13 protein-coding genes are annotated in these 14,744 nt (G+C 75.0%); 5 read left to right on the top strand and 8 right to left on the bottom strand.

Going from position 1 to position 14,744, the window contains the following annotated elements; translation table 11 throughout:
- Window positions 1–66: 66 nt before the first annotated feature.
- Window positions 67–1,149, top strand: coding sequence for a hypothetical protein (locus tag ACFY2K_RS34035; protein WP_380524697.1), 1,083 nt, complete (start codon window positions 67–69; stop codon window positions 1,147–1,149).
- A 22-nt stretch (window positions 1,150–1,171) separates the two neighbouring features.
- Here the strand turns inward: ACFY2K_RS34035 and ACFY2K_RS34040 are convergent, their stop codons facing one another.
- Window positions 1,172–1,693, bottom strand: coding sequence for an SRPBCC family protein (locus ACFY2K_RS34040; RefSeq protein ID WP_380524696.1), 522 nt, complete (start codon window positions 1,691–1,693; stop codon window positions 1,172–1,174).
- A gap of 351 nt (window positions 1,694–2,044) precedes the next feature.
- On the opposite strand from ACFY2K_RS34040, the gene ACFY2K_RS34045 reads away from it, so the two are divergent.
- Entirely contained in the window at window positions 2,045–2,998 is a 954-nt protein-coding gene (locus ACFY2K_RS34045) for a PAC2 family protein (protein WP_375890770.1), read from the top strand.
- A gap of 99 nt (window positions 2,999–3,097) precedes the next feature.
- Here the strand turns inward: ACFY2K_RS34045 and mshC are convergent, their stop codons facing one another.
- The 6 genes from mshC to ACFY2K_RS34075 all read right to left on the bottom strand — a co-directional run bounded on the left by mshC (window position 3,098) and on the right by ACFY2K_RS34075 (window position 8,916).
- Complete coding sequence (mshC, locus tag ACFY2K_RS34050; protein ID WP_375897008.1) at window positions 3,098–4,327, bottom strand: cysteine--1-D-myo-inosityl 2-amino-2-deoxy-alpha-D-glucopyranoside ligase; 1,230 nt, start codon at window positions 4,325–4,327, stop codon at window positions 3,098–3,100.
- A gap of 216 nt (window positions 4,328–4,543) precedes the next feature.
- Window positions 4,544–5,398 carry a carbohydrate-binding protein gene (locus ACFY2K_RS34055; RefSeq protein WP_380591457.1) on the bottom strand — a complete coding sequence of 285 codons (855 nt, stop codon included), beginning with the start codon at window positions 5,396–5,398 and terminating at the stop codon, window positions 4,544–4,546.
- 133 nt (window positions 5,399–5,531) lie between these two features.
- Window positions 5,532–6,461 carry an AraC family transcriptional regulator gene (locus ACFY2K_RS34060; protein WP_375897013.1) on the bottom strand — a complete coding sequence of 310 codons (930 nt, stop codon included), beginning with the start codon at window positions 6,459–6,461 and terminating at the stop codon, window positions 5,532–5,534.
- A 110-nt stretch (window positions 6,462–6,571) separates the two neighbouring features.
- Window positions 6,572–7,357: an SCO1664 family protein gene (locus tag ACFY2K_RS34065; protein ID WP_387716501.1), complete on the bottom strand. Its 786-nt coding sequence runs from the start codon at window positions 7,355–7,357 to the stop codon at window positions 6,572–6,574.
- A gap of 56 nt (window positions 7,358–7,413) precedes the next feature.
- On the bottom strand, window positions 7,414–7,983 hold the full coding sequence (locus ACFY2K_RS34070; protein WP_375897016.1) for a DUF3090 domain-containing protein: 570 nt from the start codon (window positions 7,981–7,983) through the stop codon (window positions 7,414–7,416).
- Window positions 7,984–8,223: 240 nt separating this feature from the next.
- A complete protein-coding gene (locus ACFY2K_RS34075; RefSeq protein WP_380524694.1) occupies window positions 8,224–8,916 on the bottom strand; it encodes a histidine phosphatase family protein in 693 nt (230 codons plus the stop codon).
- 53 nt (window positions 8,917–8,969) lie between these two features.
- Here ACFY2K_RS34075 and ACFY2K_RS34080 point away from each other — a divergent pair, with 53 nt between their 5' ends.
- On the top strand, window positions 8,970–9,959 hold the full coding sequence (locus tag ACFY2K_RS34080) for a magnesium and cobalt transport protein CorA (protein WP_387716492.1): 990 nt from the start codon (window positions 8,970–8,972) through the stop codon (window positions 9,957–9,959).
- Window positions 9,960–9,983: 24 nt separating this feature from the next.
- Here the strand turns inward: ACFY2K_RS34080 and ACFY2K_RS34085 are convergent, their stop codons facing one another.
- On the bottom strand, window positions 9,984–11,030 hold the full coding sequence (locus ACFY2K_RS34085; RefSeq protein WP_387716494.1) for an LLM class F420-dependent oxidoreductase: 1,047 nt from the start codon (window positions 11,028–11,030) through the stop codon (window positions 9,984–9,986).
- A 305-nt stretch (window positions 11,031–11,335) separates the two neighbouring features.
- Here ACFY2K_RS34085 and ACFY2K_RS34090 point away from each other — a divergent pair, with 305 nt between their 5' ends.
- Window positions 11,336–12,316, top strand: a complete 981-nt coding sequence (locus ACFY2K_RS34090) for an aldo/keto reductase (protein ID WP_387716496.1) — start codon at window positions 11,336–11,338, stop codon at window positions 12,314–12,316.
- A 339-nt stretch (window positions 12,317–12,655) separates the two neighbouring features.
- A complete protein-coding gene (locus tag ACFY2K_RS34095) occupies window positions 12,656–14,641 on the top strand; it encodes a helix-hairpin-helix domain-containing protein (RefSeq protein ID WP_387716498.1) in 1,986 nt (661 codons plus the stop codon).
- The last annotated feature ends 103 nt before the right edge of the window (window positions 14,642–14,744 follow it).

Genomic DNA, 14,744 nt, shown 5'->3' on the forward strand with positions numbered 1-14,744 from the left:
CCCACGGCCCGGCCTGCGGGTGCATTCCGTATCCTGAGCGCTCGACCGCGAGGGGAGAGCGATCGTATGACCCGGTTCGGGACCGTTGCGCGGCGGATCGGGCGTGCCCTGGGGGCCCCGCTGCGCCGCTGGAGAGGCCTGCCGTGGTGGGGCCGCGCCCTGGTGGCGCTGGGGCTGGCGGCGGCCGTGCCGGTCGCCGCGCTGGGCTCGCTGTTCATCGCGATCCGGCTGCACTACTCGGGTGAACCGGCCGCCGAGGCCCGCAGCCGCGGCCGGGACGCCGTCTGGCTCGGCCACGCCTGGGTGGACGGCCGCAAGACCGACGCCGACGTCGCCGCGCTGGCCCGGCAGCTGGCCGGCACCGGCGTGCGCGACCTGTACGTCCACACCGGGCCGCTGGAGCACGACGGCTCGCTGCCGCCCGCCGTCCACCCGAAGGCCCGCTGGTTCACCGAGGCCGCCCACCGGGCACTGCCGGGGGTGCGGCTGCAGGGCTGGCTGGGGGACGAGGTCAAGCCCGAGCGGGACGCGCTGGACCTCGACGACGCGCCCACCCGGGAGCGGGTCGCCGCCTCCACGGTCCAGGTGCTGGACCAGGGCTTCGACGGGGTGCACTTCGACATGGAGCCGATCCGCCCCGGCTCGGCCGGCTGGCTCGCCCTGCTCGACCTGGTCCACCCGGTGACAGCCGCCCGCGGCGCGAAGCTGTCGGTGGCGGCCCCGCAGATCGACCCCGTCCCCGGCCTGCACACGGCCGGCATCCTGCTCACCGACCACGGCAAGTGGTGGGACCAGGCGTACTTCCGGGAGACCGCCCGCCGGGTCGACCAGATCGCGGTGATGACCTACGACACCTCGATGCCGACGGAGCCGCTGTACGGCGGCTACGTCGCCCGGCAGACCGAGCTGGCCCTGGCGGCCACCCCGCCGCAGGTCGACCTCCTGATCGGCCTGCCGTTCTTCTGGGACGACAAGTGGGGCCACTGGGGCGACGCGGAGACCGTCCCGGCGGCCGTCCGGGGCGTCCGCCTCGGCCTGGGCCGGGAGGACCCGCGGCGGGCCAACTTCGGGGTCGCGCTGTACGTGGACTTCGCCGCGACGCCGGAGAACTGGGCGGCGTACCGGCGCGGCTGGGTGGACCCCTCCTAGGCTCCGCCCTGCTCGGGCCGGCTCAGGCCGCCATCCGGTGGGCCAGGGCGCCCAGGTAGCGGTGCACGGTGGCGTCCTCGCCGGAGAGGTAGTGCGCGACGGCCCGGTACAGCGGCTTGCGGACCTCGCCGTGCTCGGTGACGGTCAGCGAGCAGCCGGGCCCGGCCGGGGTGAGCCGGTACGTCCAGGTGCCGCCGTAGGGCAGGTCCGGGTCGGCGATGCCGGTCACCAGGCGGTGCGGGGCCTCGCTGGCCACCACCTCGTAGGTGGTGTGCCCGTGCCGGTCGTACTCGCGCCAGCGCGGGCGCCCGCCGGCCCCGGCGGGCAGCCGTTCGACGTGGGTGAGGCCCGGACGCCAGGCCGGGTAGAGGTCGATGTCGGTCAGCACCTCCCAGACCGCGCCGGGCGACTGGGCGAGTTCCAACCCGCCCTCGGTCACGTGCTCCACCGGCAGCCGGCGCCCGGCCCGGTCCACCGCCAGCAGCGCGGTCCCGGCGAGCGCCGCCGCGCCCGCACCCGCGCCGATCCACAGCCATCGGTTCATCGGTCGGCCCCTTCCGCCCGCCCCGCCCCCATCATCGCGCCGCGGCGCCCGGCCCGCTCCCCGTGGCGCAGCGTCGCCGGTCAGGCACCGTGCGTCCGCCCCGGGCCGCCTGACGCCGCATCAGCCGCCGAGGGCCGGATATCCGCTGGATCGGGGCGGTCCGCTCCCCCAGACTGTCCCGGTGCCCGGCCGCCATGCGCATCAAAGCCCGTAGGCTGGGCAGGTAGGGACCGTGGAGCGAGCCGTTCCACGGGAGACGAGAGGTTCGACAGGCGGCAGCCGGCCCGTCGTTGCCCCGGCAGGCCAGCCGGGGCGGTGCCGGTCCGACCGCCGACCGGAGGGAGACGCTGGGTGATCGAGCTGGAAGATGTTCCCGAGTTGATCGACCCGGTGATGGTCTGCGCCTTCGAGGGGTGGAACGACGCGGGCGACGCCGCCTCCGCGGCCCTGGCCCACCTGGACGAGACCTGGGGCGGCAAGGTGATCGCCGCCCTGGACGCCGAGGACTACTACGACTTCCAGGTCAACCGTCCGACGGTCTGGCTGGACGGCGGTGTCCGCCGGATCACCTGGCCGACCACCCGGCTGTCGGTGGTCCGGGTGACCGAGCCGGTGACCAGGGACGTGGTGCTGGTCCGCGGGATCGAGCCCAGCATGCGCTGGCGCTCGTTCTGCAACGAGCTGCTGGGCTTCGCGCACGAGCTGGGCGTCGAACTGGTGGTGATCCTGGGCGCGCTGCTCGGCGACACCCCGCACAGCCGGCCGGTGCCGGTCAGCGGGGTCACGTCCGACCCGGACCTGGCCCGCCGGCTGGACCTGGAGGAGAGCCGCTACGAGGGCCCGACCGGGATCGTCGGGGTGCTCCAGGAGGCGTGCACCCACGCCGGGGTGCCGGCCGTGACGCTGTGGGCCGCGGTGCCGCACTACGTGGCGCAGCCGCCCAACCCCAAGGCCACGCTGGCGCTGCTCAACAAGCTGGAGGACCTGCTGGACCTGCGCATCCCGCCGGGCGAGCTGGGCGAGGACGCCCGGGCCTGGCAGCTGGGCGTGGACCAGCTGGCCGCCGAGGACAGCGAGGTCGCCGAGTACGTCCAGCAGCTGGAGGAGGCGCAGGACACGGCGGAGCTGCCGGAGGCCTCCGGGGACGCCATCGCGCGCGAGTTCGAGCGCTACCTGCGCCGCCGGGAGAACGTCGGCCCGACCGGCGAGAAGCCGGTGTCCGGGCACGCGACGGCCGAGCGGCCGGCCGAGCCGGAGGGGCCGGGCACGACCCGGGAGAGCCAGGAGGGGGCCGAGGACGAGTAGTCCTCGCCGGCCCCGCCGCGGCCCGCCGGGCCGGGTACGCCGAAGGGGCGCCGGGACTTCTCGTCCCGGCGCCCCTTCGGCGTTCTCAAGGCGTCGGCCTCACAGCGCGACGCCGAGCAGGGCGTCCACGGTGCGGCTCACCAGGCCGGGGGCGCCGATGTCGGTGCCGCCCTCGGTCTCCTGCTGCGCGGCCCACCGGTCGACGGCGGCCAGCGCGGCGGGCGCGTCCAGGTCGTTCGCCAGCGCGGTGCGGACCTCGGCGAGCAGCTGCTCGGCGGCCGGGCCGTCCGGCCGGGAGACGGCGGCCCGCCAGCGGGCGAGGCGCTCGACGGCCTCGTCCAGGACGGCCTTGGTCCACTCCCAGTCCTCGCGGTACTGGTGGGAGAGCAGCGCCAGGCGGATCGCCGCCGGGTCGACGCCCTCGCGGCGCAGGGCCGAGACGAAGACCAGGTTGCCGCGGGACTTGGACATCTTCTGGCCGTCCAGCCCGACCATCCCGGCGTGCACGTACGCCTTGGCGTACGGGTGGGAGCCGGTGGCGCTGTGGGCGTGCGCGGCGCCCATCTCGTGGTGCGGGAAGGACAGGTCGCTGCCGCCGCCCTGGATGTCGAAGCCCATGCCCAGGTACTGCAGGGCGATGGCCACGCACTCGATGTGCCAGCCGGGGCGGCCGTGGCCGAGCTCGGTGTCCCAGGCGGGCTCGCCCGGGCGGGCGGCCAGCCAGAGCAGGGCGTCCAGCGGGTTGCGCTTGCCGGCGCGGTCCGGGTCGCCGCCGCGCTCGGCGAAGACCGGGCGCATGGCCTCGCGGGTGAGCCCGGAGACCTCGCCGAAGTGCGGGTCGGCGTCGACCGAGTAGTAGATGTCCCCGTCGACCCGGTAGGCGGCGCCGGAGGCCAGCAGCTTCTGGACGATCGGGACGATCCACGGGATCGACTCGACGGCGCCCACGTAGTGGGCCGGCGGGAGCAGCCGCAGGGCCGTCATGTCCTCGCGGAACAGGGCGGTCTCGCGCTCGGCGAGGGCCACCCAGTCCTGACCGGTCTCGACGGCGCGCTGGAGCAGCGGGTCGTCCACGTCGGTCACGTTCTGGACGTAGAGGACGTCGTGGCCGGCGTCCCTCCAGACCCGCTGCACCAGGTCGAAGGCGTTGTAGGTGGCGGCGTGGCCCATGTGGGTCGCGTCGTAGGGGGTGATGCCGCAGACGTAGATCCGGGCGGTGCCGTCCTGCGGCACGACCTCGCGGACCGTGCCCGCTGCGGTGTCGAAGATGTGGAGGGGGAGCCCCTGACCAGGCAGGGCGGGAACCTCGGAGGCGGGCCAGGCATGCATGGGATCGACCTTAACCTTGAGAACATTTGAAAGCCTAACCAGTAACGAAGATCGACTGGATTAGCTTCCTGTCGTTGCCCGGTCACCCTGCGACTGGTCCGGCGCGTTCCCTTTCGGACCGGTGATTCGGTCCGATCGTTTCCGGACACGGGTGAGCGCCCGGTCGGCCCTGCCGCCGACCGGGCGCCCGGCTCCTCGGGGGAGCGGCCGGAGCCGCTACGACCGCTGCCAGAGGGCCGGCACGTTCGGCGGCTCCCAGCCCACCAGGGCGGTGTGCGCCTGGAGGCAGACGTAGGAGGCGCCGGAGTAGGTGACACGGTCGCCCGCGTTGTACGCCCGGCCGGCCGCCCAGCTGCCGCTCGGCGGTGTGGTGGGCCCGCCGGTCGGGGTGGCCGTCGGGGTTCCGGTCGGGGTGGCGGTGGCCGTCGGGCTCGGCGTGCCCGGGGTCTGCGGCACGTCCAGCACGAAGTCGAAGGTGGCGTTCTCGCCGGATCCGTTCTGCTGGACGTTCATCAGCAGCCGGGCGTCGTAGATGGTGTCGGTGTTGTTGCGCGGCTCGCCCGGGAAGTACAGCTGGGTGGTCAGGATCGGCCGGCCGGGGGCCTGGAGCTTGACGTGCAGGTGCCGGGTGCGGCCCGGGTAGAGGCCCGGGACGACGGTGTCCAGCTTGTAGGCGCCGTTGGCGTCGGTGAACTGGTGGCCGCGGAAGGTGTAGCCGACGTTGTCGTAGTTCCCGCCGTCGTCGGCCTGCCAGAAGTCCAGCAGGACGCCGGGGACGGGCCGGCAGGCGCGGCCGAAGACGTAGCCGCTGACGGTCAGCCGGGTGCCCGGGCCGTCGTTCACCATCGAGCTGCGCAGCGGGGAGTTGGGCTTGAAGTACGGGCCCTCGATCTGCTCGACTGTCGGGTCGTCCCCGTCGTGGCACTCGGGGGTCAGGCCGGGGATGCGGCCGGCACCGACCTTGTCGCGGGCCAGGGCGACCCCGCCGCCGACGAGCAGCGGTGCGGCCCCGAGCGCGGCGGCGGCCTTCAGGACGGTCTTGCGGCTGATCATGCCGTCGGACGGGGGCATGCGCCGTCTCCTTCCGGTGGATCCTTCGTGGGGGGGGAGGTGGGGGGCGGCCCTTGCCATGGTGGGGGCATGACAAGGGCCGAACCGGCCGCCGTCCGCGCGCTGGCCCGGCCGCCGGTGGCCAGTAGGAACGTTACGGACCGTCCGGTGCGACGGCGATGGACATGATCCGGGGATCGTGGTGATTTCCGTCGACCCTGCCCCGGAACTCCCCCGGGGTCATCCCGGTCTCCCGCCGGAAGAAGCGGCAGAAGTACGCCGGGTCCGCGAAACCGGCCTCCTTGGCGACCTGGCGGATCGTCAGATCGGTGCAGGCGAGCAGCCGTTTGGCCTCCAGGGTCTGCTGCCGGCGGATCAATCCGCCCGGGGTGCGGCCGGTGGCCTGCTTGACCAGGGTCTGCAGGTGCCCCGGAGAGACCCCGAGTTCCTGGGCGGTGGAGGCCACCGAGTGCCGCACCCCGCCCGGCTTGGCGATCAACCGGGTGAAGGCGGCCGCCAGTTCGGCCGGCCGGGTGGGCACCGCGGGCCGGTCGTCCGGGGTGCAGGCGCGCAGCGCCCGGACGATCAGGATGTGCAGGCTGGCCCGCAGCACGCCCTGGTAGCCGGGCGCCCTGGTCCGGTACTCCTGCTCCATGTCGGCGAGCAACCGGGCGATGGGGCCGGCCTGTTCGCCGAGCGCGATGCCGGGGCGGGCGGCCAGCGCGCGCAGCGCGGCGAGGTCCTGGGGGTGCCCCAGCAGGAAGTCCTCGTTGAACAGGACGACCCGGCCGGTGAGCTCCTCGGCGTCCGCCCAGTGGTGCACCTGGCCGGGCGTGATCACGCACAACTGCGGTGGCGCCAGCGCCCGGTGGACCAGGTCCAGGACGTGGGCGCCGTGGCCGCCGGTGACCATGACGATCTCGTGGAACGAGTGCCGGTGGGGGAAGTTGGCACGGGAGAGCGGGCCGATCGCGTCGAAACTTCCGATCGCGAAGGGCAGCACGTGGGGCAGTGGGACCTGCAGGCGGTGCAACGGCAGGTCCGGCGCGGGGCGGGGGGTGGGGGTGGTCCGTCGCACGTCCATCGGAGCAGTGTGCGACCTGTTCCGGCGACAGGTCCAGACCACCGGCCGGTAACCCCGGCGGAACCCCCGCTCCACCCGACGGAACCCGCGCTACGCCGGTGGAACAAGCGCTACACCGGCGGCCAGGGGATCGCGGGCCAGTCCGCGGAGGGCAGCGGGTGCTTGCCCGAACCGAGCAACCCGGCCACCCGGGCGCGGGTGGCGTCCAGTTCGGCGGCGGTCAGGTGCGGCGCCAGCCGCTCGGCCAACGCCCCCTCCAACTGCTCGGCCAGCCCGGCCAGCACCTCCAGCGCCTCGGCGGGCAGCGGGTCGCCCGCCCAGCCCCAGAGCAGGGTGCGCAGCTTGCCCTCGGTGTTGAAGGTGACGCCGTGGTCGATGCCGTACACCCGGCCGTCGGCGGCCGGGATCAGGTGGCCGCCCTTGCGGTCGGCGTTGTTGAGCACCGCGTCCAGCACCGCGAGCCGGCGCAGCCGCCGGTCGTCGTGGTGCACCAGCAGCGCGGTGCGGCCGCCCTCGACCTCGGCCCGGACGATCGGCAGCCAGCCCTCCTCCGGGCCGGCCGGGTCCTGCAGCGCCAGCAGCGGCTCGGCCTCCGGGTCGGGCTCGACCCACAGCTGCACCATGCCCGGCCCGTGCGGGCCGTCGCGCAGCACGGTCGGCGGGATCAGCTCCCAGCCGGTCGCCGCGGACAGCTCATACGCGGCGAGCTCGCGGCCGGCCAGGGTGCCGTCCGGGAAGTCCCACAGCGGGCGCTCGCCCGCCACCGGCTTGTAGACGGCCTGGGCGCTCAGCCCGTCGTGCTCGACGGTGCAGTACAGCGCGGCGTTGGAGGCCTCGGTGAGCCGGCCGTGCACGGTCAGCCCGCCCCGGCGCAGCAGCGCCAGGGCGGTGGGCACGTCGGCGGCGAGGGCGGCGGCCGCCGCCGGGTCGGCCTGCGGCGGGGTCTCGGTGTTCAGCGCCGGTAGCCGTTCGCGCGCGGGCACAGGTGGCCCTCCGGGTCCAGCGGCAGGTTGCAGAACGGGCAGGGCTTGCGGCCGGCCGCGACCAGGTCCAGCGCGCGCTTGGCGAACACCCGGGCCATCGCGCCGGACAGCCGCACCCGCAGCATGTCCGGGCCGTTCTCGTCGTCCTGGAGGGCGGCCTCCTCGCCGTCCTCCTCCTCGTCCTCCTCCACCAGCGCCTGGGCCTCGACCACCAGGCAGGCGTCCACGCTGTCCCAGGCCAGGGCCATGGTGCCGACCCGGAACTCCTGCTCCAGCGGGAGGTCCAGCGGGGCGGTGTCGAGCAGGTCCTGGGGCGCGGCGGCCGGGATGGCGGAGTCGCCCCCGCTGCGTCGCAGCGCCTCGTCCAGGACCTCCTCGATGCGCTCGGCGAGCGCGGCGACCTGGGTCTTCTCCAGCAGCACGCTGGTGATCCGGCCCCGGGCGCTGGCCTGCAGGTAGAACGCCCGGGCGCCGGGCTGGCCGACGGTGCCGGCCACGAACCGTTCGGGCTGGTCGTAGAAGAAGACCTGACGGGGCACGCTCTAGCTCCGGATCGTGTCGGTCGGTGCGGATCCGCCAAGCGGGATCGCGGGGTTGTCCACCTGGGCGGGTGGTCGGACTACGGGGCACTCACCAGTCACCCTACGACCTCCGGGCCCCGGTCGGGGAGCCGAGCCGGGGGCCGCGGACGGGGTGGCACCCGCGGGCCCGGGCGGTGTCGCGCACCGTTCGGACGGGGCGCGTGGGGCGGGCCGGGTGCGCGGGGCGGGCGGCGCCGCTCAGGCCGTGCCGCCGACCACCGCGTCACCCGCCGGGGTGGCCGGGGCGGCGGAGGGCCGGGGCGCCAGCGAGGCGAGGTCGCCGGTGTCGCCCGTTCTGAGCACGAAGGGCCGCTGCGGGGTGTAGCGGATCGCGGTGACCGAGCAGGGCTCGACGCTGATCCGCTGGAAGTGGTCCAGGTGCAGGCCGAGCGCGTCGGCCACCACCGCCTTGATCACGTCCCCGTGCGAGCAGGCGATCCAGACCGCGTCCTCGCCGTGCTCGTCGGCGATCCTCGCGTTCCACTCGCGGACGGCGTCGACCGTACGGTGGCTCAGCGCGCGCAGCGACTCGCCGCCCGGGAAGGCCGCGGCGGAGGGGTGGTCCTGCACGGTGCGCCAGAGCGGCTCCTTGGCCAGCTCCGCCAGCGGGCGGCCGGTCCACTCGCCGTAGTGGCACTCCCCCAGCCGCTCGTCCTCGGTCGGCGCGCCCAGTTCGGGGCGGGCGGCGAGCAGCGGCTCCAGGGTCTGCCGGCAGCGCTCCAGCGGGCTGCTGACGGCGAGCGCCAGCGGGATCCCGGCCAGCCGCCCGGCCAGCGCGGCGGCCTGGGCGCGCCCGGTGTCGTCCAGGTCCACGCCGGGGGTCCAACCGGCCAGGATCCCGGCGGTGTTCGCGGTCGAGCGGCCGTGACGGACGAGCAACAGGGTGGGCATGGGGCTCAGCCTACGGCCTCCGGACCCCGCCGTGGAGTGCGGTCCGGGGGACAATGGCCCGCATGATCGTGCACTGCGCCGCGTACCGGGACGGCCGCCGGCTCGGGACCTCCGAGGACCTGACCGACTCGCTCGCCACCGCGCGCGCGGCCGGCCCGGGAGCGTTCGTCTGGATGGGCCTGTTCGAACCGACGACCGAGGAACTCGACCGGGTCGGCAAGGAGTTCGCGCTGCACCCGCTGGCCGTCGAGGACGCCGTCAGCGCCCACCAGCGCCCCAAGGTCGAGGCCTACCAGGGCTCGCTGTTCGTCACCCTCAAGACCCTCGGCCACCACCCCGACACCCGTACCGTCACCAGCGGCGAGGTGATGGTCTTCCTCGGCCCGGACTTCGTGATGACCGTCCGGCACGGCGAGGACACCCCGCTCAGCGGCCTTCGGGCCCGGCTCGAACGGCAACCCGAACTGCTGCGCTACGGGCCCAGCTCGGTGCTGCACTCGGTCTGCGACACCGTGGTGGACGGCTACGTCGAGGTGGCCACCGCGCTCCAGGCCGACCTGGACGATCTGGAGGCGGACGTCTTCGCCCCCGGCCGGGTCGGCCGCGACACCGCCGGGCGGATCTACGGCTACAAGCGCCAGGTGATGACCGTCCGCCGGGCCGTCGCCCCGCTGCTGGAACCGATGCTGCGGCTGGAGCGCGGCGCCCCCTTCGTCCAGCCGGAGACCGCCCCCTACCTGCGGGACGTCGCCGACCACCTGGCCCGGGTGAACGACCAGGTGGAGGGCATGGACCGGCTGCTGTCCGACATCCTCGGCGCCAACCTGGCCCAGGTGAGCGTGCAGCAGAACAACGACATGCGGAAGATCTCGGCCTGGGCGGCGCTGGCCGCCGTACCGACCATGATCGCGGGCGTGTACGGGATGAACTTCGACGACATGCCCGAGCTCCACCAGCCCTGGGGCTACCCGGCGGTGCTGTCGCTGATGGCGCTGGTCTGCGTGGTGCTGCACCGGGTGTTCAAGCGGCACGACTGGCTGTAGTGCCGCTCGGACCCCTCCGGCGGATCAGGCGAGTCCGGCCCGCTCCAGCGCCTCCACGCCGGTGCGCAGCGCCTGGATCCGGTCGTCGAGGGTGAAGCCGGCGGGGGCCAGGGTCAGCGTGGTGACGCCGGCGTCGGCGTAGGCCTGCATCCGGTCGGCGATCCGGGCGGTGTCGCCGATCAGCGAGGTGGCGTCGATCAGGTCGTGCGGGACGGCGGCCGCGGCGCCCGCGTAGTCCTTGGCCAGGTACTTCTCCTGGATCTCGTCGGCGGCCTGCTCGTACCCCATGCGCCGGGTCAGCTGGTTGTAGAAGTTCTTCTCCTTGCTGCCCATGCCGCCGATGTACAGGGCGGCGTAGGAACGCTGGGAGTCGACCCCGGCCTTGATGTCCTCGCCGACCGCGAGGGTGACGGTCGGGCAGAGGTCGAAGCCCTCCAGGGACTTGCCGGCCTTGGCGCGCCCGGCCTTCAACGGGTCCAGCGAGAGCGCGGCGTGCTCGGGGGCGAAGAAGATGCCGAGCCAGCCGTCGGCGATCTCGCCGGTCTGCTCCAGGTTCTTCGGGCCGATCGCGGCGATGTACAGCGGGATCTGCTCGCGCACCGGGTGCACGGTCAGCTTGATCGGCTTGCCCGGGCCGCCGGGCAGCGGCAGGGTCCAGTTCGCCCCCTCGTGCACCAGGCGCTCGCGGGACATCGCCTTGCGGATGATCTCCACGTACTCCCGGGTGCGGGCGAGCGGCTTGTCGAACTTCACGCCGTACCAGCCCTCGGAGACCTGCGGGCCGGAGACGCCGAGGCCGAGCCGGAAGCGGCCGCCGGAGAGGGTGTCCAGGGTCGCGGCGGTCATCGCGGTCATCGCCGGGGTACGGGCCGGGATCTGGAAGATGGCCGAACCGACGTCGATCCGCTCGGTCTTCGCGGCGACGAAGCTCAGCACCGTCGCGGCGTCCGAGCCGTACGCCTCCGCCGCCCAGCAGACCGAGTAGCCGAGCCGGTCCGCCTCCTGGGCCACCGCGATGTTGTCGGCGTCCATGCCGAGTCCCCAGTAGCCGAGGTTGATGCCGAGTCGCATGTGCCGAACCTTCCAGTCGGGTGGGCCCGGTGGCCAGTCGGGCGGGCGTCGTGGCCGGTCGGGCGGGGCGTGCCAGCACGTCGGGCGGGCCTTGCCGGCGAGCGTAACCGCGTCCGGCCGGGTCATGCTACTGACGGGTAGTGGTGGTCTGGGTCACACCCGCCGCATTGATCGTTCTGCGGGTCGGCACCCCTGCCCGGGGACCGGCCGCTACGCTCAGCCGACGTGGGGAGCGCTCTCCCCACCTGCACGTTCACCGGGGCTACCGGGCCACCGGTGCCACCGGCCAGTGGAGGGCCCGTCCGATGGAAAAGCGTCACCTCGGCCGTACCGGCCTACAGGTCTCCCGCCTCGGTCTCGGCACCATGACCTGGGGCCGCGACACCGACGAGCACGAAGCCGCCGAGCAGCTCAAGGAGTTCGTCGACGCCGGCGGAAACCTGGTCGACACCGCCGACGTGTACGCCGACGGCGGGGCCGAGTACCTGATCTCCCGCCTCACCGACAGCCTCGTCCCCCGCTCCGAACTCGTCATCGCCACCAAGGCGGGCAGCGTCCCCGAGTCCGCCCGCCGCTTCGACGGCTCCCGCGGCCACCTGCTCGCCGCCCTCGATGCCTCGCTGCACCGGCTCGGCACCGACTACGTCGACCTGTGGCAGGTCCACGCCTTCGACCCGACCACGCCCCTGGAGGAGACCCTCAGCGCCCTCGACATCGCCGTCTCCTCCGGCCGTGCCCGCTACGCCGCCGTCTGCGACTTCAGCGGCTGGCAGCTCGCCAAGGCCGCCACCTGGCAGCGCGCCCACCACGACCGGATGCCGCTGGCCGGTGCCCAGGTGGAGTACTCGCTGCTCCAGCGCGGCATCGAGCACGAGGCGCTGCCCGCCGCCCTCGACGCCGGGGTCGGCATCCTGGCGGGCTCGCCGCTCGGCCGCGGGGTGCTCACCGGCAAGTACCGGCACGGCGTCCCGCAGGACTCGCGCGGCGCCTCGCCCTACCTGTCCGGGTTCGTCCAGCCCTACCTCGGGGAGCGCTCCCGGCGGATCGTCGACGCCGTCGCCACCGCCGCCGACGGGCTCGCCAGCAGTCCGCTCGCGGTCGCGCTGGCCTGGGTCCGGGACCGGCCCGGGGTGGCGAGCGCGCTGATCGGGGCGCGCACCGTGGCGCAGCTCCAGGCGGCGCTGTCAGTGGAGGCGCTTACGCTTCCGGGTGAGATCCGCGGCGCGCTGGACGACATCTCGTCGCCGGTGCACCGCTACCCGGACCAGGGGTGGACGGAGCTGTAGCCCTGGCGCCGGGCGGTCGAGCAGAACGTGCGGTGCAGAACGACGCGGTACAGAACGAGCAGTGCAGAACGTGCAGTGGAGTGAGCTTTGGAGCGGACGACGATGAGTGGCACGGGCAACGGCGCTCCGGAGGGGGCTGCGGCCGCGGCCGCGCCCGACCAGGCGACGATCGCGGACATCGTGGCGCGGATGCGCCGGATCGAGCAGCAGGAGGCACGGCCGGGGGCCCACCGGCTCGGGCCTTCCGCTCCGAAGGCTCCGACGGCTTCGGGGGCTTCGGGGGCTTCGGAGGCCGAGGGGTCCGGGGCCGAGGCGTCCGGAGCCGAGGGGGCCGCGCCGGTGGCTTCCGAGCCGGGTGTCGATGAGGCGACGGCTGCTCCCTCGGCGGCTGAACCGGCCGCGGCCGCCCCGGCCGCCCCGGTGGCCCCGCCGGCCGCCCGGCCGGCCGCTCCCCCGGCCGCCGCGCCGATGCGGGCCGCCGCACCGAGCGCGGACGCGCTCCGGGAGACCACCGCGGTGCTGACCGCCGGTGGCGCCCCCGCCGACCTGGCCGCCGCCGCGGTGGCCGCGCTCGGCGAGGGGGCCGCGGAGCAGCTGCGCGAGGACCCGTGGGCGGTCCTCGGGCTCGCAGGTGTGCGCCCCGAGCACGCGGACCACTTCGCCCGCGGCCTGCTCGGCACCTCGGTCGGACCGGACGACGAGCGGCGCGCCCGGGCCCTGGTGGTCTGGCTGCTGGAGCAGGCGGCGCTGCGCGGGCACTCGGCCCAGGACGCGAAGGACGTGGTCGCCGGACTGGAACGGCTCCGGGTCCCGGACCCGCTCGCCGCGATCGCGGAGGCCGTCGCCGAGGGGCGGTTGCTGTCCTTCCAGGAGGAACTGACCGGACCCGGCGCCCCGGCGGCGAACAGCGACGAGGAGGAGGCCGAGCCGCCGACCCGGATGCTGCTCGCCCTGGAGGGTCCGGCGATGGCGGAGGACAGCCTCGCCGAGAAGCTGCTCCAGCTGATGGCCACCTTCGTGCCGGGCGAGGACGACGGGGAGGAGGAGGGCGAGGAGCCGGATGCCGGGGAGCCGTCCCCGGAGGCGAGCTCCGGGGAGTCCGCCGAACCCGAACCCGCTGCTCCCGCACCCGCCGCTCCCGGCCCCGCCGCCTGGGAGGCCGCCGCCGAAGCCGCGCCGTCCTCCTCCTCGACCGCCCTGATCCGGGCCGTCGCCGGGAGCGCCCTGGTGCTGCACACCGGTGGTGAGGCGGCCCGGGCCGAGCCGGCCGCGCTGCTCGCCGCCGCGACGGGGCTCGGGCTGCGGGCCTGGGCCGCCACCTGGACCGACCAGGGCCGGGACTCCTTCGACGCCCTCTCCCCCGCCGCGACGCCGGTGGTGACCCTCGCCGAGCTGCTGTCCGGTACGGCCGGCCCCGGCCGCGCCGCCGACGGCACGCTCGCGCTGGACCTCCTGGTCCTGCTGGACGCACCGCTGCTGGACGTCGAACTGGCCGCCACCGTCCTGGAGTCGCTCGCCGACGGCACCCGGCTGGTGCTCAGCGGGGATCCGGGCCAGCTCTGGTCGGCCGGCCCCGGCCGGTTCTTCGCCGACCTGCTGGCCGCCAAGGCCTGCCCGGCGGTCGCCTCCCGCACCCCGGACTTCGGCCCGATCGGCGAGCTGGTGTCCGGGGTCGGCGTCGGCGAGCTGCAGCCGGTCGAGGCGCCGGAGAAGGAGGTGGTCATCCTGGCCGCCAAGGACGGCGGCGAGGCCGTCCACCGCGCCGTCCAGTTGCTCACCGACTCCATCCCGCGCGCGCTCGGCATCCCCGCCGAGCAGGTGGTGCTGCTCACCCCGGGCCACGGCGGCCCGGCCGGCACCCGTGCGCTGAACGCGGCCGCGAAGGCCCGGCTGAACCCCGGCCCCGGCCGGTTCGGCGGCTTCGACCCGGGCGACCGGGTGGTGGAGTCCCCCGCCCCCGGGGTCACCCGCCCGGCCCGGGTGCTGGACGGCGACGCGGCCGGACTGCACCTGGAGTTCCCGGACGGCTCGCGCCGGACCGTCCCGCCCGCGGAGGCCGGCCGGCTGCGGCACGGCTGGGCGCTGACCGTCCACCAGGCGCTGGGCCGCCGCTGGCCCGCCGCGGTGGTCGTGGTCCCGGAGGACGCCGGGGCGGCGCTCTCCCGGCAGTGGGTCTACACGGCCTTCGGGCGCGGCGAGCGGCACCTGTCGGTGGTCCACGCCGCGGGCCCGGCGCTCGCCCAGGCCGTCGCCGAGCGCCCGGCGCAGCCGCGCACCACCCGGCTCAGGGCGATCCTCGCGGAGAACGCGGTCGCCGAGGACTGATCCGCCCGTCGGTCGGCCGTCCGTCCGGTCGTCCGGACGACTGACGTCGGACGAACGCGTGAGGGGCGGGCCCGGAGTTCCGGGCCCGCCCCTCACGCGTTCG

It is taken from the genome of Kitasatospora sp. NPDC001309 (assembly GCF_042896295.1).
Taxonomy (GTDB): domain Bacteria; phylum Actinomycetota; class Actinomycetes; order Streptomycetales; family Streptomycetaceae; genus Kitasatospora.